This is a genomic window from Paenibacillus silviterrae, from assembly GCF_030167925.1.
Lineage (GTDB): Bacteria > Bacillota > Bacilli > Paenibacillales > NBRC-103111 > Paenibacillus_G > Paenibacillus_G silviterrae.
The window spans coordinates 876,344-901,206 of sequence record NZ_JASKUT010000001.1 but is presented as its reverse complement, the minus strand read 5'-3'; the positions used below and the strand labels follow the sequence as shown (position 1 = coordinate 901,206).

24 protein-coding genes and 1 other annotated feature are annotated in these 24,863 nt (G+C 52.0%); of the genes, 1 reads left to right on the top strand and 23 read right to left on the bottom strand.

Going from position 1 to position 24,863, the window contains the following annotated elements:
• Positions 1-25 precede the first annotated feature (25 nt).
• From QMO62_RS03725 to lspA, 3 genes are read right to left on the bottom strand one after another with little or no spacing between them, the layout of a single operon-like run.
• Entirely contained in the window at positions 26-1,183 is a 1,158-nt protein-coding gene (locus QMO62_RS03725; protein WP_284638773.1) for an aminotransferase A, read from the bottom strand.
• Positions 1,184-1,207: 24 nt separating this feature from the next.
• Entirely contained in the window at positions 1,208-2,158 is a 951-nt protein-coding gene (locus tag QMO62_RS03720; protein WP_284644849.1) for an RluA family pseudouridine synthase, read from the bottom strand.
• Position 2,159: 1 nt separating this feature from the next.
• Positions 2,160-2,693 carry a signal peptidase II gene (gene lspA, locus QMO62_RS03715; RefSeq protein ID WP_284638772.1) on the bottom strand — a complete coding sequence of 178 codons (534 nt, stop codon included), beginning with the start codon at positions 2,691-2,693 and terminating at the stop codon, positions 2,160-2,162.
• 97 nt (positions 2,694-2,790) lie between these two features.
• On the opposite strand from lspA, the gene QMO62_RS03710 reads away from it, so the two are divergent.
• Entirely contained in the window at positions 2,791-3,555 is a 765-nt protein-coding gene (locus QMO62_RS03710; protein WP_284638771.1) for a TraR/DksA C4-type zinc finger protein, read from the top strand.
• A gap of 52 nt (positions 3,556-3,607) precedes the next feature.
• Here QMO62_RS03710 and ileS read toward each other — a convergent pair whose 3' ends face one another.
• The 20 genes from ileS to mraY form a co-directional block, all read right to left on the bottom strand.
• Complete coding sequence (gene ileS / locus QMO62_RS03705; RefSeq protein ID WP_284638770.1) at positions 3,608-6,367, bottom strand: isoleucine--tRNA ligase; 2,760 nt, start codon at positions 6,365-6,367, stop codon at positions 3,608-3,610.
• 81 nt (positions 6,368-6,448) lie between these two features.
• Positions 6,449-6,715: a binding site (T-box leader), on the bottom strand.
• Between the two features lie 60 nt (positions 6,716-6,775).
• Entirely contained in the window at positions 6,776-7,255 is a 480-nt protein-coding gene (locus tag QMO62_RS03700; RefSeq protein ID WP_284638769.1) for a DivIVA domain-containing protein, read from the bottom strand.
• Positions 7,256-7,351: 96 nt separating this feature from the next.
• On the bottom strand, positions 7,352-8,134 hold the full coding sequence (locus QMO62_RS03695; protein ID WP_284638768.1) for a YlmH family RNA-binding protein: 783 nt from the start codon (positions 8,132-8,134) through the stop codon (positions 7,352-7,354).
• A 13-nt stretch (positions 8,135-8,147) separates the two neighbouring features.
• A complete protein-coding gene (locus tag QMO62_RS03690) occupies positions 8,148-8,414 on the bottom strand; it encodes a YggT family protein (protein WP_284644848.1) in 267 nt (88 codons plus the stop codon).
• 41 nt (positions 8,415-8,455) lie between these two features.
• Positions 8,456-8,884: a cell division protein SepF gene (locus QMO62_RS03685; RefSeq protein WP_284638767.1), complete on the bottom strand. Its 429-nt coding sequence runs from the start codon at positions 8,882-8,884 to the stop codon at positions 8,456-8,458.
• Between the two features lie 43 nt (positions 8,885-8,927).
• Positions 8,928-9,617 carry a YggS family pyridoxal phosphate-dependent enzyme gene (locus QMO62_RS03680; protein ID WP_284638766.1) on the bottom strand — a complete coding sequence of 230 codons (690 nt, stop codon included), beginning with the start codon at positions 9,615-9,617 and terminating at the stop codon, positions 8,928-8,930.
• 63 nt (positions 9,618-9,680) lie between these two features.
• A complete protein-coding gene (gene pgeF / locus QMO62_RS03675; protein WP_284638765.1) occupies positions 9,681-10,535 on the bottom strand; it encodes a peptidoglycan editing factor PgeF in 855 nt (284 codons plus the stop codon).
• 99 nt (positions 10,536-10,634) lie between these two features.
• Complete coding sequence (locus tag QMO62_RS03670; RefSeq protein WP_284644847.1) at positions 10,635-10,934, bottom strand: YlmC/YmxH family sporulation protein; 300 nt, start codon at positions 10,932-10,934, stop codon at positions 10,635-10,637.
• Between the two features lie 158 nt (positions 10,935-11,092).
• Positions 11,093-11,875, bottom strand: coding sequence for an RNA polymerase sporulation sigma factor SigG (gene sigG / locus QMO62_RS03665; RefSeq protein ID WP_284638764.1), 783 nt, complete (start codon positions 11,873-11,875; stop codon positions 11,093-11,095).
• A 170-nt stretch (positions 11,876-12,045) separates the two neighbouring features.
• A complete protein-coding gene (gene sigE / locus QMO62_RS03660; protein WP_284644846.1) occupies positions 12,046-12,768 on the bottom strand; it encodes an RNA polymerase sporulation sigma factor SigE in 723 nt (240 codons plus the stop codon).
• A gap of 65 nt (positions 12,769-12,833) precedes the next feature.
• Positions 12,834-13,733 (bottom strand): sigma-E processing peptidase SpoIIGA, encoded by a 900-nt coding sequence (gene spoIIGA / locus QMO62_RS03655; RefSeq protein ID WP_284638763.1) that lies wholly within the window; start codon positions 13,731-13,733, stop codon positions 12,834-12,836.
• 551 nt (positions 13,734-14,284) lie between these two features.
• Positions 14,285-15,424 carry a cell division protein FtsZ gene (gene ftsZ, locus QMO62_RS03650; RefSeq protein ID WP_284638762.1) on the bottom strand — a complete coding sequence of 380 codons (1,140 nt, stop codon included), beginning with the start codon at positions 15,422-15,424 and terminating at the stop codon, positions 14,285-14,287.
• Between the two features lie 57 nt (positions 15,425-15,481).
• Complete coding sequence (gene ftsA, locus QMO62_RS03645; protein WP_284638761.1) at positions 15,482-16,732, bottom strand: cell division protein FtsA; 1,251 nt, start codon at positions 16,730-16,732, stop codon at positions 15,482-15,484.
• A 179-nt stretch (positions 16,733-16,911) separates the two neighbouring features.
• On the bottom strand, positions 16,912-17,772 hold the full coding sequence (locus tag QMO62_RS03640) for a cell division protein FtsQ/DivIB (protein ID WP_284638760.1): 861 nt from the start codon (positions 17,770-17,772) through the stop codon (positions 16,912-16,914).
• Between the two features lie 102 nt (positions 17,773-17,874).
• Positions 17,875-19,149, bottom strand: a complete 1,275-nt coding sequence (gene murA, locus QMO62_RS03635; protein ID WP_284638759.1) for a UDP-N-acetylglucosamine 1-carboxyvinyltransferase — start codon at positions 19,147-19,149, stop codon at positions 17,875-17,877.
• 15 nt (positions 19,150-19,164) lie between these two features.
• Complete coding sequence (murB, locus tag QMO62_RS03630; protein WP_284638758.1) at positions 19,165-20,070, bottom strand: UDP-N-acetylmuramate dehydrogenase; 906 nt, start codon at positions 20,068-20,070, stop codon at positions 19,165-19,167.
• 202 nt (positions 20,071-20,272) lie between these two features.
• The gene (gene murG, locus QMO62_RS03625; RefSeq protein ID WP_284638757.1) at positions 20,273-21,355 is read right to left on the bottom strand and encodes an undecaprenyldiphospho-muramoylpentapeptide beta-N-acetylglucosaminyltransferase; all 1,083 of its coding nucleotides are present in this window, start codon (positions 21,353-21,355) and stop codon (positions 20,273-20,275) included.
• Positions 21,356-21,358: 3 nt separating this feature from the next.
• Complete coding sequence (gene spoVE, locus QMO62_RS03620; RefSeq protein ID WP_284638756.1) at positions 21,359-22,456, bottom strand: stage V sporulation protein E; 1,098 nt, start codon at positions 22,454-22,456, stop codon at positions 21,359-21,361.
• Positions 22,457-22,507: 51 nt separating this feature from the next.
• Complete coding sequence (gene murD / locus QMO62_RS03615; protein ID WP_284638755.1) at positions 22,508-23,896, bottom strand: UDP-N-acetylmuramoyl-L-alanine--D-glutamate ligase; 1,389 nt, start codon at positions 23,894-23,896, stop codon at positions 22,508-22,510.
• 2 nt (positions 23,897-23,898) lie between these two features.
• A complete protein-coding gene (gene mraY, locus QMO62_RS03610; RefSeq protein WP_284638754.1) occupies positions 23,899-24,861 on the bottom strand; it encodes a phospho-N-acetylmuramoyl-pentapeptide-transferase in 963 nt (320 codons plus the stop codon).
• Positions 24,862-24,863 lie beyond the last annotated feature (2 nt).

Genomic DNA, 24,863 nt, shown 5'->3' with positions numbered 1-24,863 from the left:
CTTTCGAGAAGTAGGCGCTTTTGCATTACGTTAAGACTTTCACGAAAGCTTCCAATCGATCCAGTCCCCGCTCCAGCACATCCATCGCATACGCGTAGGAGATGCGAATATAGCCTTCCCCGTAAACCGAAAACGCATCCCCGGGAACGACTGCCACCCGATGCTCCTCCAGCAGACGTGTGGCAAATTCCATGGAGGGGATTCCGAACCGCTCAATAGAAGGGAATAAATAGAACGCCCCTTCCGGCTTGGTCAGCTCGAAGCCCATCCCAACTAAACGATCATAGACGTAATCGCGACGCTTCACATATTCCGTCTTCATTGCGGCAGCGTCATCCACACCGTGAGTCATGGCTTCCAATGCCGCATACTGACTGATGGAGCTCGCACAGGTCACATTGTATTGATGTGCCTTGATCATATGCTGGCTCACATAGGCAGGAGCAAGTGTATAGCCGATCCGCCAGCCTGTCATGGAATGTGATTTGGACAAGCCGTTGATGACAATCGTTTTATCTCTCATCCCCGGATATGTCGCAATGGAACGGTGTGGCGCGTCATAGATCAATTCACTATAAATTTCATCGGATATCACGAATATATTTTTGTCTGAGAGCAGCTCAGCCATTTCCTGCAGCTCATCAGGGCTCATGACTCGGCCCGTCGGGTTGGACGGATAACATAGCACAACAGCCCGTGTCCGTTCGGTCAAATGAGGCTCCAGCAATGAAGCCGTTAGCTTAAACCCATTCCTGGTTGTGTCAACGTATACCGGGGTCCCGCCGCAAAGGCGTACGAGCGGTTCATATCCCGGGTAGATCGGTCCCGGCAGAATGACCTCGCAGTCTTCCTGCAGTATGGTGCGCAGCGTAATATCCAGCGCCTGAGTCGCTCCTGCGGTCACGATGATTTCCTCTGCCGCGGAATACTGCTGACCGTATTTCCCTGCGACAAAGGCGCTGATTGCCTGCCGAAGCTCCAAGAGCCCTGCATTGGCCGTATAGGTTGTCTTCTGCTCGGCAATGGCCTTCTCCGCGGCGCGCATAATATGCTCCGGCGTCGGAAAGTCGGGTTGACCGATAGTGAGCGAGATTGCGTCCGGATACGCGGCCACCTTGTTAGCTATTTTTCGAATCCCCGAAATTTGAATTTCCTTCAACCGCGGATTGATTAACCTCTCCATCGACTCCATAGGCTTCTCTTCCCTTTACCGTGTTCTAAGAATGGACAGAACCTTCTGCATATCCTCCGGAAGCTCCGCTTCGAATTGCAGCGTTTCCTTCGTCCGAGGATGAATGAAGCCAAGAACGGCCGCGTGAAGCGCCTGTCCTTCCATCATGACACCCTTCGCTTTGGTAGGACCGTAGGCAGGGTCTCCTACGAGCGGATGTCCGATAAACTTCATATGCACACGGATCTGATGCGTCCTTCCCGTTTCCAGCTTCAATTCCACCAGTGTGTAATCCCCAAATCGCTCCAGGACCAAAAAATGAGTAACGGCGTGCTTGCTATTGCGCTCAGTTACCGTATACAGCTTGCGATCCTTTGGATCTCTGCCGATAGGAGCGTCAATGGTTCCATGCTCATGAGGAACACTCCCATGGACCAATGCAATATATTGGCGGTTGACCGAATGCTCCTTAAGCTGCTCGGCCAAGCCGGCATGAGCCAGGTCATTTTTGGCCGCCATCAGCAGCCCCGAAGTATCCTTATCGATACGATGAACGATACCCGGACGCATGACGCCGTTAATCCCCGAAAGGTCCTTGCAATGAAACAGCAGCGCATTCACTAACGTGCCGCTGGAATGTCCGGGTGCCGGGTGAACCACAAGCCCCCGGGGCTTGTTAACTACAATGACATCTTGGTCCTCATACACCACGTCTAGAGGAATGTTTTCCGGCTCTAAGTCCAGCTCTTGGGCTTCCGGCATATGAAGAACCACGGTTTCTCCTGCCGCAAGCTTGCGGTTCGGCTTCACCGCAGCCCCATCTACCGTGATATGCCCGTCCTTAATCCACTGCTGAACCTGCGAACGGGACACATCCTCCTCCAACGATTCTGTAACGTATTTATCGATTCGTTCTCCTGCATCTTCCGCTTCGGTTACCCACTCATAACGGGCTTCCGCAGAATCCGTTTCCTGCATGACATCCATTTTAGGCTTCCCCGCTTTCTTGCTTGCTTTCATTGAGGTTGGAGCCTTTCTGCTTACTCTCGTTTCGCCATCCCAAGAAAGAATCAAGGAAAATCAGCGCTACCCCGACAACGATTCCCGAATCGGCAACATTAAATATCGGGTAATTGTAAAGGAACGGCTCTCCCGGCCAAGGAATCGTAAAGCGGAAATCCAAGAAGTCTACGACTTCACCGAATAAGGCCCTGTCAACAAAATTGCCCACGGCTCCACCCAGAATAAGCGACAGCGCGAGCGGAAGCAGCCTTTGGCCTTCTCTAACCGCTTTACGCAGATACCACACAATTCCGATCACTACAACAATGGTAATGACAATAAAAAACCAGCGCTGATTTTGCAAAATGCCAAAGGCGGCTCCCCGGTTCCGGTGCGAGGTGATCATAAAAAAGTCGCCGATAACGGAAATGGATTCGCCATAGGCCATATTTTTCACGATCATCCACTTGGTGATCTGGTCGATAACAAGCACAATCAAAGCATAAATGTAATATCTCAACATCTCATCTCCTTGATACAAGGATTTACCTAGCTAAAAAATCGTTTCTTCGCCAAAAATAACACCATAGCTACATTAGCAAAGGAGGCGTCTGATCTTGAAGAAGCGTCCGGAATCCGCAGCATCTCATTTAACTGCCGATCAGCTTCAACAATTACAGTCCAAGCTGCTCGAGGAGAAAAGGTGGCTGGACGGCCATTTTGAACAGAACGAAAATTATGGACTCGGCGACTCACAAAGGGTACAGACAGGAGAGCTGTCTGCCGTTGATAACCATCCCGCCGATCTCGGCTCTGAAATGTTCGAGCGGGAAAAGGATATTGCCCTGAATGAAAATGCCGAACGCCATCTCACCGATGTAAACGAAGCTTTGACCCGTATGGAAAACGGGCAGTATGGAGTATGCCGCACGTGCGGTGCTCCGATCTCCTTCGAACGTCTCCAGGCGCTCCCGACGGCTTCCTACTGTGTCGAGCATGTTCCCGACCCGCATATGTCCGAGCGTCGTCCTGTAGAAGAGGAAATTCTTCAACCGCCTTTCGGACGAACCAGCTTGGATGAGCTCGATGAGCAGAACCAGTTCGACGGTGAGGACGCATGGCAAATCGTTGAGAACTACGGCACCTCGAATACTCCGGCCATGGCGGAGAACCCTAATGTTTCGGATAATTACAATGACATGGAGATCGAGGCTGACGAAAACCTCGGTTACGTCGAAGCCTTCGAAAGCTTTCTTGCCACTGATATGTACGGTCAGCACGTTACTGTCGTCCGCAACCGGACCTATCAGGATTACATGCAGAGCGGTGAAGGCTGGGGCTTGCTGGAGCCCGACATGACCGCTGAAGACCGAATGGAATAAATGGAAAGAATACGAGCTCATCCGCCTCCTTGGGCGGATCAGCTCGTTTTTCTTAGCTGTTTTTAATCACGCTGGAGCAACGCTTGCAAAGAGTCGGATGCTCTGCATCATGACCTACCTCAGGGGTAACGATCCAGCAGCGCTCGCACTTCTCCCCTTCGGCTACCGCAACCTTCACGGACAAGCCTTGGAAGGTAAGAGCTCCTTCCGGTACAGCCGCACCCGGCTGATGCAGCGCTACGGCCGAAACGATAAACAGCTGATCCAGCTGCTCAAAGCCCTGAAGGAAGTCGAACGTTTCTTGGTCAGGATAAAGCTGTACCTCGGCACTTAGCGAGTTTCCGATCAGCTTCTCCTTGCGGGCTTCCTCCAATGCCTTAAGAACCCCGTCGCGAAGCTCCGTAAACTTCTCCCACTTGCTTTCAAGCGCCTCATTGAACAGGCTCTCGTCTACTGCTGGAAGCTCTGCCATCTGTACTGTTTCATATGGTTTACCTGCGATGAATTGCCACACCTCGTCCGCGGTATGCGGCAGGATCGGAGCAATCAATTTAGTTATTGCCGTGAGCGCATCATATAATACGGTTTGCGCCGCGCGGCGGGAGGCATCCCCCGGTGCATTAGCATAGAGCCGGTCCTTGATAATGTCCAGATAGAACGCGCTCATTTCCACTGCGCAGAAGTGATGCACCGCTTGGTAGACCACATGGAATTCATATTTGTCATACGCTTTTACAACGCGATCCGTCATGCGCTGAAGGCGAATCATAGCGAAGCGGTCCAGTTCGTTCATCTCAGAGACGGCTACGCGATCGGTTGCCGGGTTGAAATCATACAGGTTTCCGAGCAGGAAGCGAAGTGTATTGCGGATTTTCCGGTACACCTCGGTAATCTGGGTCAGGATGTTATCCGAAATCCGCACATCCGACTGATAGTCCACGGAGGAAACCCATAGACGGAGAATATCCGCCCCCAGCTTATCGCATACCTGCTTCGGATCGACCGTATTCCCGAGCGACTTGGACATCTTGCGGCCTTCTCCGTCCAGTGTAAAGCCGTGGCTGAGGATCCCCTTGTAAGGCGACTGTCCTTTGACCGCTACACCGGTGATGAGCGACGAATTGTACCAGCCGCGGTACTGGTCGGAGCCCTCGAGGTATAGATCCGCAGGCCACTGCAGCTCTTCACGGGTCTCTAGCACCGCCACATGGCTGGAGCCGGAGTCGAACCATACGTCCATGATGTCCGTTTCCTTACGGAAATGATCATGTCCGCATTTCGAACATACCGTTCCTGCCGGCAGCAGGTCCTTTTCCTCTCTTTGGAACCAGGCGTTAGAGCCCTCTTGCTCGAAAATGTTGGCCACATGCTCAATCGTCTCATTGTTGACCAGCGGTTCGTTACAGCTGCGGCAATAGAAGATCGGGATCGGGACACCCCACGCCCGTTGACGGGAAATACACCAGTCTCCACGATCGGCGATCATGTTATGCAGACGAACCTCGCCCCACTCCGGCGTCCAGTTGATGCGCTTGATTTCATCGAGCATCGCCTGACGGAACTTATCCACGGAAGCGAACCATTGCTCCGTTGCCCGGAAAATGACCGGCTTCTTCGTCCGCCAGTCGTGCGGATATTGGTGATTAATGAAACTGAGCTTGAGCAGGTGGCCTGTTTCCTCCAGCTTCTCGGTAATCATTTTGTTCGCTTTGTCGTAGAAAATCCCTTCAAAGCCCGGCGCCTCCGCCGTAAATTTGCCCTGGTCATCCACCGGACATAGCACGCCCAAATTGTAGCGCTGACCGATCACAAAGTCGTCTTCCCCATGTCCTGGAGCCGTGTGGACACAGCCGGTACCTGCTTCCAGCGTGACATGCTCGCCTACCATGACAAGTGAGGTACGGTCATAGAACGGATGCTGACAAAGCACGCCATCCAGTTCGCTTCCCTTGACCGTGAAGAGCACCTTGACATCGGTCCAGCCGATTTCCTTCGATGCTGCTTCCAGCAAGCCCTGCGCCAGCACATATTTCTTGCCGCCCGTCTCGACTACGGCATATTCAAAATCCGGATGAAGACTGATGCCGAGGTTAGCCGGCAGCGTCCAAGGTGTAGTCGTCCAGATCACAATGGCTGCATCCTCCGGAAGCTTGCCCTTGCCGTCCTTTACCTGAAACGCAACATAGATGGATGCGGATGTTTTGTCCTTATATTCGATCTCCGCTTCCGCCAGCGCACTTTCAGAGGACGGAGACCAATAAACCGGCTTCAGCCCTTTGTAAATATAGCCTTTATTCACCATACCCCCGAAGACGCGGATTTGCTGCGCTTCGTATTTCGGCTGGAGCGTAATATACGGGTTATCCCAGTCGCCTCGGATGCTCAGCCGCTTAAACTGGCCCTTCTGCTTCTCCACCCACTGTAAGGCATACTCCTTGCAATAATCGCGAAATTCGTTGACGCTCATTTTCTTGCGATCCACTTTCCCGCCGTTGGCGATCGCTTGTTCAATCGGCAAACCGTGCGTATCCCAGCCCGGAACATAAGGAGCATCGAAGCCCTGCATCGTTTTGAAGCGTACGATAATGTCCTTCAAAATTTTGTTCAGCGCATGCCCGATATGGATATCGCCGTTCGCATAAGGAGGTCCGTCGTGCAGGATGAATTTCGGTTTGCCCTTCCGGCTCTCCTGCACCTTCGCATAAATGTTGATGTCCTCCCAATGCTGCTGCATTTTCGGTTCGGCCTGCGGCAAATTGCCGCGCATAGGGAAATCCGTTTGAAGTAAATTTAGTGTTTTGCCATAGTCCATACTGCTACCACTCCTGATCTCTTCCATAATAACTAATGCTACAGCTTCTTCGTAAAAATCAAAAAAGACCTCGCATCCCTGACTAGGGACGAGAAGTCTCGCGGTACCACCCTGATTAAGGCTGCAAGCAGCCTTCACTCAAACGATCGATAACGGGATCAGCCGATACTCTCTACATCGGATCATCAGTTGGCAGCGGATAGCGGCATGCATGCCGGATCACTGCAACGAGGTTCAAGAGACGCTCCTGGGTGATATTCCACTGCTGCAGGAAGTCCGGGCTTGCACCAAAATCCCGGCTCGCTGGCATCCGCTTGGCAGCGTACTTGTCCCAGTCATCGCTTTGGTTTATGTTAACTCAGGTAATATAGAGGAGTATAGCGAAAATCGTGTCCAACGTCAACTTTCTCAGTTGGATTCGATCTCAATTTTCTCCAAGGTGCTCCAATCCTCCGTGCTGAGCAGCTCGAGCTGAGCTTCAATCAGCGTGCGGAAGCGCGTGCGGTAGATGGAGGCCTGCTTCTTCAGCTCTTCGATCTCAAGGGCGATCTTGCGGGATTTGACAAGCGATTCGTTGATGATCCGGTCCGCGTTCTTCTCCGCTTCCTTCAGGATCAATTGCGCTTCCTTCTTGGCGTTCGTTTTCACTTCGTCCGCAGCTTCCTGCGCCACAATGATCGTTTTGCTGAGGGTTTCCTCAATATTCGAAAAATGGTCCAGACGCTCTTGAATCGATGCGAGCTGATTCTGCAAATCTTTATTTTCACGGATCAATGCCTCGTAATCCTTGATCACTTGGTCGAGGAACTCGTTCACCTGGTCTTCGTCATAGCCTCGGAACGAACGGCTGAATTCTTTATTATGTATATCGAGCGGGGTTAAAGCCATTGCTGCACCTCCAAAGTTTTATCCGACTGTATGGTATTGCTATATTCGACAGGAGCCCACATTTTCCTGCAATCCGTAACAAAAAAAATCGGCAAACTATGCATATTTGCCGATTCTTACGCGCTGTCTTCCTTTTTTGGATACTCCCTCGACCTCAAGCACCTTGAACCGGCCGAAACCCTGCAGCGATACCACATCCCCAGCTTGAAGCGGCTTGCTGGGATCCTCCTCCTGCTTCCAGTTCACTTTACAGCGGCCTGCCTTAATCGGCAGCAGCACTTTCGCGCGGCTTAGACGATACACATCGCTGACGATTCCGTCGAGTCGCATCGAAGCGACGGAAAGGCTCAATTCCTCCAGCGACACATCCGTAGCAATAAGCCGTTCCAGCGGCAGCTCCTCCGTCATGACATGGGCACGGTGCACCTGAGTCAGGTTCAATCGCATGTAGTCGGCCACTTCAGCTGCAACCAGAAAGTGACAACCGTTCTCCCGGACATAAATGTCGCCGATCTTGTCCCGCTTCAGACCGAGACCTAGGATGGCTCCCATGTAATCCCCGTGATCCAGATCCTTAAGCTTCTCGTCCGGCGACTCGACCGAGATCAAGCGGATTCCGATATCCTCGGAAGCCAAATCCCGATAGTCAGGCGCAATGATCGCCCGCTTGCGCTCCGCATTCTCGTGCCCACCGTCAAAGCGAACCTGAACGTCACCGGATCGGTTCACCAATGTGTTCACTATAAACGCTTGCCGCGGATCAAGAAAGTCCGTCAGCTTCAGCGCATGCTGCTCCGCTCTCTCCACCCATTCGGCGGCCTTATCGACGAATCGATGTTCATCCGGGTGAAAATGTGAGTAAATGTTCTCGTTGTTCAATTTCCTTCACCTGCTACACAAAGAAACCGATGACGGCTGAAAGCCCCAGCTCGATAAAGAACAGTGCCAGCAGCGCTACGATTGGAGAGATGTCAATCATACCGCCGATCGGCGGGATAAAACGACGAAAAATCGATAAATACGGCTCGCATAGCTTCGCCAAAATCTCACCGATAAAGCTTTCTCTTGCATTAGGCAGCCAGGACAGCAATACATAGGCGATGAGCACGTAGCGGTAGATCAAAATCAATGTATGAATATAACTTTCAATGACGTACAAGCTGATCACCTCGTTAACTGTAATAGGACTTCTTCGTTACGTTACTGTTCTTCCCGATGGAGATTCTCCGTAATGGAGCCGTGAATCTCCACACCTTCCGGCGTGCACAGGAAAATATTCGGCCCTAGCTTGGATATCGAGCCATTCAGAGCATACACCGTTCCGCTCAGAAAATCAAAGATGCGCGTCGTGTGATCCGGCCGGGCCCGATGAAGATTGACGACAACCGGCCGGCGGGACCGCAGGTGATCGGCAATCTCCCACGTTTCTTCATAAGAACGGGGCTCGTTCAACACAACGCGGACGCTTTTCTGCGAATGAATGCTGACGATGTTTCCCTTATTCCTACGTGTATCCTGCACAGGGGTTTCGTTTTCCTCCTGCTGCGGCTCCACTACCCGTTCGCGTTCAATGACTTCTTCTTCTTCCTGCAGACCGAGAAAGTTCATGAACTTATTCATAACGCTCATTTTCAACTCCTCCTTATTTATAGTACTGATCACCGGATCACGGTTATTCCTTGCCGACCAAAATGGATCCGAGCCGGACCCAGGTTGCCCCTTCCTCTATAGCCACCTCGAAGTCGTTTGACATCCCCATGGATAAATGCGGCACCTCGTAATCCAGAATTCCCTCGGCATTCAATCGGTCCCGCCATTCCCGAAGCCCGCGGAATACCGGCCGGGTCGATTCCGGCTCCGCTTCATAAGGAGCCATCGTCATCAGCCCTACAATCCGGAGATGCTCGAATGGTTTCAACTCGCGTACCAAATCAAACAGCTTGTCCGGCTCCAAACCGTGCTTCGTCTCTTCACCGGAAATATTCAGCTGAAGAAAGACCTGTACGACGATGCCCATGGCTGCAGCCTTCTTCTCCAGCTCTTTCGCCAATGAAAGCCGGTCAAGAGAGTGGATGTACGCGAATTTACCAACGACATCCTTCACTTTATTCGTCTGAAGATGGCCGATAAAATGCCATGTCGCTCTGTCGTGATACGCTTCCCACTTCGGCTGTACATCCTGCCAACGATTCTCTCCGATATGGTTCAGTCCTGCCTCCAATGCCGCGCCTGTCGTTTCCAAGGACACGTATTTCGTGACGGCAATTATCTGTACGTCGTCGCGAGCCCTGCCTGCTCGATCGCAAGCAGCCTGAACTTTATGTTCCACGTCCGATATTCTCTGCTGTAATTCCTGTAACAAAGGCCCTTTCACCTCGCTGTCCGCCCGTTCTAACGGCAGGCAACCGATGAGGATATACCTGCGCTACTCCCGTATGCCGATCCAAGCCGCCATCCGTCCTGTTTTGCCGCCTTCCTTCCGATGGGAAAAGAAGTCTTCCACTTGACAGCTTGTGCATAACGTACTTATTTCGATATGAACTGGCATAATTCCTGCTTTTATCATAATTTGTCGGTTCAATTGTTGCAAGCTTAACATCCATTTTCCTTCGGATATTGTTTTATATACATATTCCTGAGCTCCCACCTGGTTGCTAAGCCCCAGTTCGCGCAGCGTCTTATCCACCCTGGTGATGACATTCTCGTCCACCTCATAGCAGCAACCCTGAATGGAAGGCCCTATGGCGGCATAAACGTCCCTCGGCTTCGTTCCATACGCCGCGCTCATCGTCTCCAGAGTAGCCTTGGCGATTTGCAGCACCGTTCCCTTCCAGCCCGCGTGAGCCAGCCCAACCGCCTTGTGTACCGGATCGTAAAAATATAACGGTACGCAATCGGCAAACAGCGCATGAAGATAAATGCCGGGTACGTTCGTGACAAACCCGTCCTTGGCCTGCAGCGCTTTTTCTCTAGAGGAGTTCCCCGCTCCTGCCTGTGCCTTCGCGACCACTTGAATTTCCCTTCCGTGAACCTGTTCGGCATAAGTGCAGGCATCAAATGACGCGCCGATCGCCTCCGCAAGCAGCTGCCGGTTGGTCACCACATCCGCGGGATTATCGTTCACATGAAGTCCGCAGTTTAAGCTGTCGAACGCCTCACGGCTGACTCCGCCCTTTCGCGAGGTAAAGCCTGACGTAAGCTGAGGATACTTTTGCTCCCAATTTGCCAGTCTCCAGGTCTCACAGCCATTCTCCGCGATTGTCCTAACAAAAGGCTCCATCCAGTCCTCCTCCTCCTTGCACCTGTTTTCACCAGTATACCGATCCTTCACCCGAAAAAAAAGAGCACACGCCCGTATGCTCTTCTTCGGCAATTTCTACTACTCCCGATATTGGCGGTTGTATTCGTAGGTCACTTCTCCTTCGTCCTGCTGACGATACGTTCGAAGGTCATCCAGCTTCACCAGAACGACGTCCATGCCGATCTTGACGATATTTCTCCAAGGAATAACAACCTCAGTCGCTCCGCCGAACAGACCGAAGAATCGCGCCGAATTCGGCACAATGATAGCCTCAATGCGTCCATGCCGCAAATCCAGCTCTAGGTCACTCACCTGGCCGAGCTTCTTGCCGTCTACAATATTGATAACATCCTTCGTTTGGAAATCGGATATTTTCATGATGCCCATCACCACCGAAAGCAGCTCCTGTGACCGTGCATCTAAGGAACTGGGTATATAACTATATGTATGTAGGTGAAAGGGAAAATGTCCTGCCCTGATGAAAAAAAGGCACAGAAGCCTGAAACGGACTCTGTACCTTATCCCTTCGCGGGAGCTTAGTTTTTAACGTGCTTTTGCATTTGCGAAATCGCTGATTTTTCCAAGCGGGATACTTGTGCTTGAGAAATGCCGATCTCATCGGCAACCTCCATTTGCGTTTTCCCATCAAAGAAACGCATGGAGAGAATCATTTTCTCGCGGTCGTTCAGCTTGCGCATCGCCTCCCGGAGGGCAATTCCCTCGATCCAGGAGACATCCTTGTTGCGATCGTCGCTGATTTGATCCATGACATAGATCGGGTCCCCGCCGTCATGGTAGATTGGCTCGAAGAGCGACACCGGGTCCTGGATGGCGTCTAAGGCGAAAACCACATCTTCCTTCGGCACATTGAGCGCTTCGGAAATTTCGTAAATCGTAGGCTCGCGCGAGTTCTGATTCGTTAATGCATCGCGAACCTGCAGCGCCTTATAGGCGATGTCGCGAAGCGAGCGGGACACCCGAATCGGATTGTTATCCCGCAGGTAGCGCCGGATTTCCCCAATTATCATCGGTACGGCATAGGTGGAAAACTTCACATTTTGACTTAAATCAAAATTATCAATAGCCTTCATCAGTCCGATGCAGCCAACCTGAAATAAATCATCGACAAACTCGCCGCGGTTATTGAAGCGCTGAATGACGCTGAGCACCAAGCGGAGGTTGCCATTCACCAATTTCTCTCTTGCAGTCCGCTCATTCTTCTCTTGAAGCTGAACGAATAACTCACGCATTTCCGCGTTGGTCAAAACAGGTAGCTTTGCAGTGTCTACACCGCAAATTTCGACTTTATTTCGGGTCACCGTGATAACCTCCCAAGGAGAAACATTATTGTTAATTATAACCTTGGAAGGTTTTTTTATGCGCTGCAGAACTTGTCCCGCAAGTGCCCTCATCCGTCAAAATTGGACAAAACCCAGATAAATCAAGGACGTTTTCGCTTACATTTTTTTAAAAATTATCAGTTTCCAGATTACACCATTTTATTGAATTCCTTGCGAAGACGCTTGATAATGCGCTTCTCCAGACGGGAGATATACGATTGCGAAATGCCCAGCATATCGGCGACATCCTTCTGCGTCTTCTCTTCTCCGTCCGTCAACCCGAAGCGGAGCTCCATGATGATCCGCTCCCGCTCCGAGAGCTTATCCAGCGCTTTATGCAGCAGCTTGCGGTCAACCTGCTCTTCGATGTTGCGGTAGATGGTGTCGTTCTCCGTTCCGAGCACATCGGAGAGCAGCAGCTCGTTGCCGTCCCAATCGATATTGAGCGGTTCGTCGAACGATACCTCCGTACGAATTTTGCTGTTGCGGCGAAGGTACATCAGAATTTCATTCTCTATGCATCGGGAGGCATAAGTGGCCAGCTTGATCTTTTTCTCCGGATCAAATGTATTGACCGCCTTGATCAGCCCGATGGCTCCGATCGACACCAAATCTTCAATGTTGATGCCGGTATTCTCAAATTTGCGAGCAATGTATACGACCAAACGCAGATTGCGTTCAATAAGCATTCCCCGTATGGCGGCGTCGCCTGATGGAAGCTTTTCCAGCAAATATTCTTCCTCTTCGCGGGTGAGCGGAGGCGGCAGCGCTTCACTTCCACCGATGTAATAAATTTCTTCGCCCTTGAGCCCGAGCAGCAGCAAAAGACGGAAATAGATAATTTGCAGTTTCAGCTTCCATTTGACTAACATCATTCGCTTCCTCCTATAAGTTGATCTATGCTGGACAGCATGTATCATGGGATCCTGATTTTTGTTTACGATTGCAGCAGCGAAGGATGAATGATCGCTTGGTACGCATTGTCGGAGCTAAGCCTGCCCCCGTCAAGGCCTATGAGCACCTTCATCGCTTCGATTTGCGTCTCGCCCGTGGTGATGACGACCCGATCTGGTTTGATCGCCAGCATAAATTGCGTGTTGCGGTTCACCCCCCGATAAGGCACTAATCGAAGCCGGTCCTGCCAGACGAAGGGCTCGGTCCCGATCGCGGTCACGATTTGATCCACTTCGGCCTGCCGGATTTTTTGCATCCAGGCTTCTGGAATTTGCTCGCTCCATTGGGCGGCCTCCATGACCATGACCGGCGTTTTGGTCAGAGGATCATACAGCTGATTGCCTGTATCAATGAGCCCAGTGCAGCTGGAGAAAAAATCATCGATATGTACGTCCACTTTGGCTATAAAGGTCGAAAGCTGTTCCTTCCGCTTGGCGAAGGAGGAGACTTGCCGGAATAACCAGAACCCGAAGGGCAGCGAGACCACGGCCAGTGTCACCGCTACGTTGAGCTGATGACCATACACGATACCGCTAACCACTTCGCTTGAGGATTGCAGGAAATAGTGCACACCAAGAATCGTACCGGCTGCAGCGAAGTTAATAAGGTAGAATGAGCCTAAATTTCTCAGAAAATGCTGAAGCCCGCCATAGCCGAATGCCGTTAGCAGCATGAGTAGGGACAAGAGAAACTTAACGCCGAACGTGAACAATACATCAAGAGGCGGAAAAAATAGAAACACGACATAGCCTGCTCCTATGCCGGCGGATAACAGCAGCCTCCACCAACGAAAGCTCAGCTTCCTCGACCAGGCGGTAGTCCAAAGCAGCAGTCCATCGATGATGAGATTCACCAGGAAAATGATATCGATGTACACAATCATTCTCCTATACCTCCCAGCTTGAAGCCCATTCGTCACGAATGAGACAAGTATATAGCAATCTATCATCAAAGTCTGTTGAAACGTGGTGGTGGTGAGCGTCTTCTTTTGTCGAGTGCTGCGGTGGGGAAGAGTTGATTGGTGAGAGAATTGGATATATATCCATCGGCATTGATAGAAGGATTGACTCGATGATAACTCGATTACGCGAAGAGGTTACTTTGTTTGAGCATGTGCAATGGGGAGATGAGGTATTTGTTGACAGCAGGTTATGCTGCTAATAGATAGACTCAGAAATCTCGATCTAAAGTGATATTTTCATCTTACAGATGTGAAGCAGTGCCTATTATATTGTGTAAGATGATTTTATATCGTAACAGCAGTGTTCTTAAGCTCATCAGATAGGAAATAACATCTGTTAAAGTGAAAATATATCGTTTCAGACCATTTCCCGGTCGAGAATGTACCTGTAAGGTGATTTTATCTCGTAATAGCTCTGCCCTAACAAAACAAAAGCCCTCGATCTACCAAAGTAGAACCGAAGGCTGAAATGATTACTTATCGAAATTGTTGCGATTGCGGTTACGAAGGAACGTCGGGATATCCAACTGATCACCCTGCCCGTTGCTGCCTCCGAACGGACGAAGATTGTTCAGACGGGAATCCGAGCTTTCCTGCTGTACGTTTCCGCTTGTAGCGCTTGTGCCTGTAGGCTTGCGCATCGGCGGCGCCGTGAGGTTCTTATGCTCAAAGCCGGTCGCGATAACCGTTACCTTGATGTCGTCCTTGAGTGTCTCGTCAATGACCGCACCGAAGATCATATTAACTTCGGAATCGGCTGCGGAGGCAACGATATCGGCAGCCTCGTTCACCTCATACAGGGACAAGTTCGCGCCGCCCGTAATGTTCAATAATACGCCGCGAGCGCCGTCAATGGACGTTTCGAGCAACGGCGACATGATGGCTTTCTTCGCCGCTTCCGCCGCACGGTTCTCACCGTTGGCAACACCGATTCCCATCAGCGCGGAGCCTCGCTCCGTCATGATCGTCTTCACGTCGGCGAAGTCAAGGTTGATCAGACCCGGTACGGCGATCAGGTCGGAGATACCTTGTACCCCTTGGCGAAGTACATTGTCTGCTTCGCGGAAAGCTTCAAGCATCGGAGTCTTCTTATCGACGATCTCGAGCAAGCGATCGTTAGGAATCACGATCAGCGTATCTACCTTCTCTTTGAGAGCTGCAATCCCCTGATCCGCCTGCAGGGACCGCTTGCGGCCTTCGAAGGTGAACGGCCGCGTTACGACACCAACCGTCAAAGCTCCGCATTCTTTGGCAATTTCTGCAATAACCGGCGCAGCACCCGTCCCCGTACCTCCGCCCATACCGGCTGTTACGAAGACCATGTCCGCACCTTTCAGTGCGTTATAGATCAATTCTCTTGACTCTTCCGCCGCCTTCTTACCCACTTCAGGATTCGCTCCTGCGCCAAGTCCCCGTGTCAGCTTGTCGCCAATCTGCAGTCGTTGCTCGGCCTTGGCGGAATGAAGCGCCTGTGCATCCGTGTTCACCGTAATGAATTCTACGCCCTTCACGCCGGTTTCGATCATTCGGTTCACCGCGTTGCTGCCGCCGCCGCCGCAGCCAATGACCTTAATCTTGGCCATTAGGTCCATGTCCATATCAAATTCAAACATTTAAGAGTCTTCCCCCTCAATTAGCTTCAAGCTTGCCCGGTCCAATAACCAAAGTGTTTAGATGAATTCACTGATCCAATTTTTGAAGCGCTCCACCATGGTTTGTTTCGGCTGATCGTTATCGGAACCCGACGGTTTCTTAGCAACGGATCTTCTCGTGTTGCCGCTTTGCTTCGAATGTCTCAAGTATTTTGTAGCATATTGAATAATGCCTACGCCGCTAGTAAAGGACGGATCACGAACACCGATATAATCCGGAACGGCGATGCGCACCGAAGTAGCCAGTTCCTCTTGAGCGATGGCAAGCATGCCCGGCATGGATACCGTACCGCCTGTCAGAACATAACCTCCGGGCAAGTCGCCGTATCCCATTCTGGCAACCTCTTGCCGAATCAGATGAAATATTTCTTGAACCCGCGGTTCGATGATGTTAGCCAAATCAACCTGCGAGAACTCCTTGTCCACATTGCTTCCGATTCGATTGACTTTAAATACCTGATCGCCAGCCGCATGATCAACTACCGCGCAACCGAACTTTAGCTTGATTTTCTCGGCAATGTCCGCCTGAGTCCGCAAGCCATAAGCGATGTCATTAGAGATAAATTCGCCGCCGATCGGCAGCGTCGTCGTAGCAACCATATTATTCTCGTTAAAAACGGCAATCGTCGTTGCCCCGGCGCCGATATCGACCAGCACCGTCCCGATAGCCTTCTCATCCTTGGAAAGGGCTATATGTCCTGCCGCAAGCGACATGAGTATGAGGCCGGCGACCTTTAAGCCCGATTTTTCAACTACCCTCAGCAAATTATGTATGGCCGTCTTGGTCCCGGTTACAATCGTAGCCTCTACTTCGAGCCGTACGCCAATCATACTGCGGGGGTCTTGAATTTGATCCGTTCCATCCACTACATACTGATTCGGTACTACGCCTATGATTTCACGTTCCGGTGCTAATGGAATGACTCTGGCGGCTTGAATAACGCGCTCGATATCGTCATCTCCGATCTCGCGATCCTCGTTGGCAACTGCGACTACCCCATGACTGGACTGAAGAGCGATATGATTACCCGATATCCCGACATATACCTCGGAAATCTGAATGCCTACCATACGTTCCGCGTGATCGATTGCACTTCGAATGGATTGCACCGTCTGATCGATATCGACGATAGCTCCCTTGCGTATTCCTTGTGAGTCGGCAGATCCTACTCCAATTATATTAATGGCGCCGTTAACGACTTCTCCAATAATAGCACGAACCTTGGATGTACCGATGTCCAAACTAACAATGATGTCATTGCTGCTCAACCCGTGGCACCTCCTATGACCTTTATTCGATATGAGCCTCGGTGTAAAAACCTCCTGTACTTATTCAACACGGCTCTTCATTTCCCTCTTTTTTTTGCAATTTTTTTCACTCGTGCATGGAAATATACCAATAGCTCCAATTCTATCATTATTTTCTAGTATTGAGTAGTGGTAAATCCTTAATTTCTCTGTGTTCCATTGCCAGGAGTATTCGAGGTCTGATTCGGATTCGTTTCCTTGCTTGAGCCTGCATTTCCCGAAGGAGCGGCGGCTTTATTATCCGTTTTGGACGGCTCTGCCTCAAACGGGGTGTGGGAATCGGTTTCCAGCAGTCTGAGGATCCCGCCCTTCACCTTGTTCTCGCGAAGATTCGCAATATAGCTTTCCATATATTTCATTTTCTCAGGTAAATATCCGATGGTCGTTTGTACCTCATATTGGGAGCGAGTATACATCTTAATTTTGTCCGGATACGAAGCGGTAGGGTCCGGCTTGATCTCGGAAACGTCGGCGAACAGTACGGAGGGGAGCTGCCCCATTACACGGCAGAGCATCTCCTTCATCCCGGAGGCGTCCTCTTTAGGCCATCCAGAGAGGATCGGCATGTCAAGGACAGCCCCGAGCGCGGTTACCTTCACAACGCTGGCATCGGCGAGCAGCGCTTCCACTTGGCCGGACTCATTGAACTGATAAGCGACCTTCGGGTACTCCTTTACCTCGATTTGAATTTTGCCTGGAAAATGCTTCGAAACCGTCACCGTCTCGATCATTCTCAAGCTCTTAATACGGCTCTCGATTTCATTTGAGGATACGGAAAAAAAATGATCTCCCGGCTGTACGGCGGCTGCTTGTCCGATTTCGCCGACAGAGACATGCTCCTGCCCGCTAATCTCCACCTCAGTAATCTTGCTTAAGGTAGATTGAAAGAATAGCACCAGCAGCAGCGTGATAAAGAAGACAAACAGAAAAACAAGCAGCTTCGGGCTGCTTCGGTTCCGCTTCTTCGGCTCTTTCATAACAGGTAATCGTTCGGCTTGCATGCTGGGTCCTCCTGGAGGAAAAAATATGTAAACCGCTGATACCCCTCCGGTTACGGAAAGGGATATTTCAGCGGTGATGTTCATATGGATAAAGTAGGAATATTAGTGCTTCTCGGTTTGCACCGGCGTGGAGCGTTGAATCTTCGCGCCCAGCTGGGTAAGCATCAGCTCGATCCGGTCGTAGCCCCGGTCGATATGATGTATCTGATCGATGATCGTCGTGCCCTGGGCCGCCAGTCCCGCAATGACCAGCGCGGCTCCGGCACGGAGGTCGGTAGCCTCTACGGAAGCGCCGTACAATCTAGGCACCCCGCGAATAAAGGCAGAGTTCAAATCCACTCGAATATCCGCTCCCATACGGGAAAGCTCATCAACGTGTTTAAAGCGCCCTTCAAACACTGTCTCCTTCACGATGCTAAGGCCATCCGCCAAGCTGAGCAAAACCATGATCTGCGACTGCAAATCCGTAGGAAACGCCGGATGAGGCGAAGTGATGATCCGCTCCACCGCCTTGGGGCGGGTCAAGCAGCTCACATTCATTATATCACCGTCAATCGCAATTTGAACACCCGTACGCTTCAGAACATGAATCGCCGAGGTCAAATGGGCCGGATTCACCCGCTCCAGCGTGACATTGCCTTTGGTAACCGCAGCGGCAATCATGATGGTTCCCGCCACAATCCGGTCAGGAATAATGCGATAAGTACAAGGAGCCAATTCCTTTACGCCTTCGATCGTAATCGTGTCCGTTCCGGCTCCAATAATATTGGCACCCATGGAGTTCAGGAAGTTCTGCAAATCCTGAATCTCCGGCTCTCTTGCTGCGCCTATGATCGTAGTCATGCCTTTGGCCATGACGGCCGCCATCATGATATTTTCCGTGGCGCCTACACTCGGAAAATCAAGTGCGATTTCCGCTCCGAGCAATTGCTCGGCCGTACAGACGATTTTGCTGCCGGTCTCTTCGATCTTCGCTCCAAGAGCGCTAAGTCCCTTCAAATGCAGATCGATTTTTCTTTCGCCGATGGCACAGCCGCCGGGCTGATACAGCTCTACGCGGCCCAGCCTCGCTAGCAGCGGTCCCATAAGGAAGATCGAGGACCGCATCTGGCTCATCAAATGCTCCGGAATATGGGTCTGATGAATGCCCATGGTGTTAAGGGTTACCGTATCCCCCTGCTGTTCTGCCTCGCACCCCAAGCTCCGCAGAATGCCGAGCATGACTCCAATGTCGGACAATTCCGGTACATTGGTTAAAGTAACTGTGCCCTCCGCCATAATGGCGGCAGCCAGGATAGGTAGTGCAGCGTTCTTCGCTCCGTGAATTTTGATGGCTCCCGATAGAGGTTTCCCGCCTTCGATAACCAACTTTTCCAAAATCCCACCTCCGATTTAGCGCTCTCCCACCACCAAAACTTCTGGTACAAGCTCCACGCCATACGTTTGCTTCACGATGGATTTCACTTGTTCGATGAGGCTGAGCACGTCGTGAGCTGACGCTTGCCCGGTGTTAACGATGAAGTTGGCATGCAGCGGCGATACCTCGGCGCCTCCGACACGAAGACCCTTGAGGCCTGCTGCTTCAATCAGCTTGGCGGCGAAGTGCCCTTCCGGATTGCGAAAGACGCTTCCGGCGCAAGCCATTTGCAGCGGCTGGGTGCGAAGCCGGCGATCCTTGTTGGCTGCCAGAGCCGCAGCAATCTCCTTGCGATCGCCCGGGGCCAGCTGGAATACGGCCTCCGTTACGATCCCAGGCTGCGATTGCAGCAGCGAATGACGGTAAGCATAAGCAAGGTCCGCCTGCTTCATAATGACCAACTCCCCGTCAGGGAGCAGCACTTCAGCTTGCAGTAAGATGCGCGACACATCCGACCCGTGCGCTCCGGCGTTCATGTAGACGGCGCCTCCCACCGTTCCCGGGATGCCTCCCGCGAACTCCAATCCGGTCAGTCCTTCCTTGCCGGCCATGACGGATAGCTTAATAAAAGAATAAGCGCCACCGGCATAAACCGTGTCCCCCTCGAATCGGATCGTATCGAGCGCATCGCCCAGCTTCAGCACAATGCCCCGAATCCCTTTGTCGGTAATCAGCATGTTGGAGCCTCTGCCCAGCACCGTCCAGCCGATTTGATGACGATGCAGAAGCTTTACCGCTTCCACCAGCTGAACCTTATCGTGCGGAGTCAGCAGCACATCGGCAGGTCCGCCGATTTTCCAAGTGGTATAAGGGGCGAGCGGTTCATTCAGCCGGACTTCGCCATAGGATCCGGTGAGCAATTCAGAAATGACCTGTTGCAATGGGAAAACCTCCTTCACAGAACGCTCCAAGCGGCCGATTTGCGGATTATATTTCCGAAAACCGCGAAGATCCGTCAGCATCTTTGCTTTTTCTTTATTTGGCTTTTCGATGCTTTCCGTCTCTCTGCCGGGTGGTCTGTCACGGTTATAGTGTAGTTTATGTGAAATCGGAAGATAGTGTGACAATCGCCTATAGCATTTTTCACTTGCGGGAGCTTGAAGCAAGGTCCTCTATCAGCTCTACAATGCGATCCGTGCCGTTTAAGTAAGGGCTGGCCGCCATTTGCCGCCGATAGCTGTCCCGGCCGTCATAAAGCGCCTCTAGGCCCTCCAGCAGCGCAGCTGCGTTCAGTTCCTCCTCTTGAACGACACGGCAGTAGCCTTGTTGTTGGAAAGATTTGGCATTGAGAATCTGATCTCCCCTGCTGGCTTGAAGCGACAACGGAATGAGCAGCATCGGCTTCTGCAGCGCCAAAAATTCGAAGATGGAGGTAGAACCCGCTCGGGAGACGACTACATCCGCGCAGGCCAGCAGATCGGGAAGCTCTTGGCTGACATATTCGAACTGCTTATAACCTCTGCGGCCTTCAAATACCGCGTCCACGTGGCCTTTCCCGCAAATGTGAATGATCTGATACCGCTCCAGCAGCGCATCGAGTTCTTCCCGAATGATGCGGTTAATCGCCTGCGCCCCCAGGCTACCGCCCATAACGAGCAACACCGGCTTCTGAGAATGAAAATCACAAAGGGTAAGTCCCTTTAGCGGTTTTCCTTCAAGAATCCGGTCGCGGATAGGCAAGCCCGTGCACTCCCCTTTGGAGCTTTTGAGATAGCGCAGCGTTTCAGGAAAGGTGACGCAAACGCGAGAGGCGAAGGGCGTGGAGATTTTGTTGGCAAGTCCCGGCGTGAAGTCGGACTCATGGGCAATGACCGGAATCCGGTTCAGCCAGCTCGCCAAAATGACAGGGACGGAAACGAAGCCGCCCTTAGAGAAAACAAGATCCGGCTTCAGGCGGCGAAGCAAGCGATAAGCCTCCGCCACCCCTTTAACCACGTTGATGGGGTCCTTGAAATTTTTAACATCAAAATAACGCCGCAGCTTTCCGGAGGAGATATGATGGAAAGGAATGCCCTCCTGATCGATAATTTCTTTCTCAATCCCGTCACGAGAGCCGATGTATTCCATGTCCCAGCCCCGCGGCCTCAGCTTGGCCATGATCGCCAGGTTCGGCGTAACATGGCCTGCGGAGCCGCCGCCGGTAAAAATGATTTTTTTTGTATGCATAATTCACCTCGAGTACCGGGAAATGTTAAGAAGGATGCCGATAGCCGTCAGCATCAGGGTGAGCGAGGAGCCGCCTGCGCTGATCAGCGGCAGCGTAATGCCGGTAACCGGGAACATCCCGATGACGACACCGATATTGATGATGACCTGTACGGCAATCATGCCGACAATACCCGCTGCCAGGAGACTGCCGAACGTATCCGGCGCTGTAATGGCCGTCCTCATTCCGCGCCATACAAGCAAAGTAAAGAGCACCAGCACCAGAGAACCGCCGATAAACCCAAGCTCTTCCGCAATAATGGAAAAAATAAAGTCCGTTTGAGGCTCCGGCAAATAGCTGTACTTCTGGCGGCTCATCCCTAGACCGAGTCCGACCAGGCCCCCGGGGCCGATCGCATAGAGCGACTGAATGGCCTGATAGCCTGCTCCGAGCGGATCCTCCCAAGGGTCCAGGAAGGCGGTAATTCGTTTCAAGCGGTACGGCGCAGCAATAATCAACCCGACAAAGCCGATCAAGCCGACCAGTCCAAAGTACGACAGGTGCACCAACCGAGCCCCCGCAGTATAAATGATGAGCAGCGAAGCGCCGACAAGCACCGCACCGGTCCCGAGGTCCGGCTGCAGCATGATGAGCCCGAAGGCTAGTCCTACCAATCCAAGCGGCGGCAGCAATCCTTTGGTGAAATCGGTAATCTTCCCCTGATCCTCCGAGAGCCATTTGGACAGAAACATGATCATGCCCATCTTCATGAACTCGGAAGGCTGAATGCCGAAGGAGCCGATTCCCAGCCAGCTTCGCGCACCTCCGCGCACGACGCCGATGCCGGGGATCAGCACGGCAACAAGAAAAACAAAACAGATGAGCAGCAGCAGCTTGGAATACTTTTTCCAAACGACATAGTCCGTGTTCATCGTGAAGAACATAGCGACGACACCGAGAGCGGCGAACAACCCTTGCCGTTTCAAATAGAAAAACGCATCACCGTGCTCTCGGAGCGCCATGACCGCACTTGCGCTGTATACCATGACAACACCGATCGCAAGCAGCAGCAAGGTGGAGCCGAGCATAAGAAAGTCTGGAGCCGAACGTGCTTTGACCATTGCGCCTACACCTCTAACCTTTGATTATCGGGAGGCTTGGTTCCCCCCTCTTTAAAGGTTATGCACGGACTCTTTAAACATGCTTCCCCTCACCTCATAGGATGAAAACATGTCCCAGCTGGCGCACGCAGGCGAGAGCAGCACGATATCTCCCGGCTTCGCCATCGCATAAGCCGATCGGACCGCTTCCAGCACGGTATCCTGTACATGCTCTCCAGTATCGACGATTTTGACGAACTGTAATCCTGCGAGCTCCGCTACGCGTCGCAGCTTTTCCTTCGTCTCGCCCAGCGCTACTAGGCCCTTGACCTGCCCCTGAAAAGCCGGGAGAAGCTCCATATAGTCCGAACCGCGGTCCAATCCGCCGGCAATCAGAATAATGTCCTGCTTGAAGGCTTCAATCGTCTTGAGCGTAGCCACAGGGTTCGTTGCCTTGGAATTGTTGTAAAACGCGACCTCGTTCTTCACCGCCACACATTCCAATCGGTGCTCCACTCCCCGGAAATCGCGAAGAACGCCGGCAATCGCTTCCGGGGCAACCCCTAAGCTTAGAGCCATCGCGGCGGCAGCCATCGCGTTCTCCACGTTAAAGCTGCCTGGGATCCCCATCTCCTCTACAACAAGGATATGGATCCTATCCCCCTGCCTGTTTTTATATACGATATTGCCGTTGTGTACATATACTCCATAGTCCAGCTGCTGCTTCAGGGAAAACGGCAGTACGGACGATTGCACCTGCTCAGCGACTTGGCGGCATACCGAATCGTCCCAGTTCAGCACGGCGGTATCCGTATCCGCTTGATTCGCAAACAGCTTGGCTTTGGAAGCGATGTAATCGTCCATAGTGCCGTGATAATCCAGATGCGTCTCATAAATGTTCAAAAGACACCCGATCCGTGGAGCGAAATCGCGTGTTCCCTTCAGCTGAAAGCTGCTCAGCTCCACCACCATGATGTTGTCCGGTTCCGCCTCGAGAGCAGCCTCCGTCAGTGCTCTACCGATATTGCCCGCCACAATCGGCTTCTTGCCCCCGGCTTCCAGCATCAGTCCTGTCAGGGTAGTGGTCGTCGTCTTGCCGTTCGACCCGGTGATCCCCACAACCGGCGCCTTGCAAATATGGAAGGCCACCTCAACCTCGGTGACTACTTCAATGCCGAGTGCCAGAGCGCGCTTAACGGGCTCTATGGAATAAGGGATCCCCGGGTTTTTGACAACCAAGGCAATCCCCTCATGGACGAGCCCTTCCGGATGCTCTCCGCATATAACAGAAATACCCAGGGCCGTCAATTCATCGGCCTCAGGGCACAAGTGACGCTCTTTTTTGTCGTTCACGGTCACGGCGGCGCCCATCTCGTAGAATAGCTTAGCTACAGCGACACCGCTGCGTGCAAGACCCAAGATGACGACCTGCCGGCCGCTGTAGTTTTTCGGATGCTCCATCCTTATAACACCTCATTAATGTAAAGTCCAATGCCCGCCAGGATGAGTCCAGCTGTCCAGAAGGAAATGACGACACGCCATTCCGACCACCCGACCAATTCGAAATGATGGTGAATCGGACTCATTTTGAATACCCGCTTACCCCTTGTCTTAAACGAAACGACCTGAATAATCACGGATAAGACCTCGACAACGAATACTCCGCCGATCATGGCAAGCAATATTTCCGCTTTGGTCAAAATCGCCACGGCAGCAAGTCCTCCGCCGATCCCGAGCGACCCCGTATCGCCCATGAACACCTTGGCCGGATGGGCGTTGAAAACGAGAAAGCCTAACACGGCACCGACCATAGCTGCGGAAAAAATGGCCACATTCGGCTGGCTGTTGCTTAAAGCGATAATCGAATACGCTCCAAAGGCAATGGCGCTCGTGCCTGCCAGCAAGCCGTCAAGTCCGTCGGTAAAGTTAACGGCATTGGATGTTCCGAGCATCAGAAAGATAACGAACGGGAAATAAAGCCAGCTAAGATCAAACGTGAAATCCAGATAAGGAATCCGGATATCCGTGCTATGTCCCACCATCGACAGCATGACGCAAACGATAATGGAGACGATCAGCTGCCCGAGCAGCTTTTGCTTGGCGGTTAAGCCGAGCGAGCGCTTGAACAGGATTTTGATATAATCGTCCAGAAAGCCGATAAAGCCGTACCCGAGAGACGCAACAAGCAAAATCGCCGTCTCCAGGTTTTTCTCCCCGAAGCGAAGGACTGCTACGGCCAAGGCCAGCATAATAATAATGCCGCCCATGGTCGGCGTTCCCGCCTTTTTCAGATGTCCCTGCGGACCGTCGGTTCGAATCTGCTGTCCGAACTTTAATCTCCGCAAAAGCGGGATAAACAGCGGGCCCATTATGACAGCTAATAAAAAGGCCGCGCCCAAGGTAATCATGACAATTTTGAAATCCACCG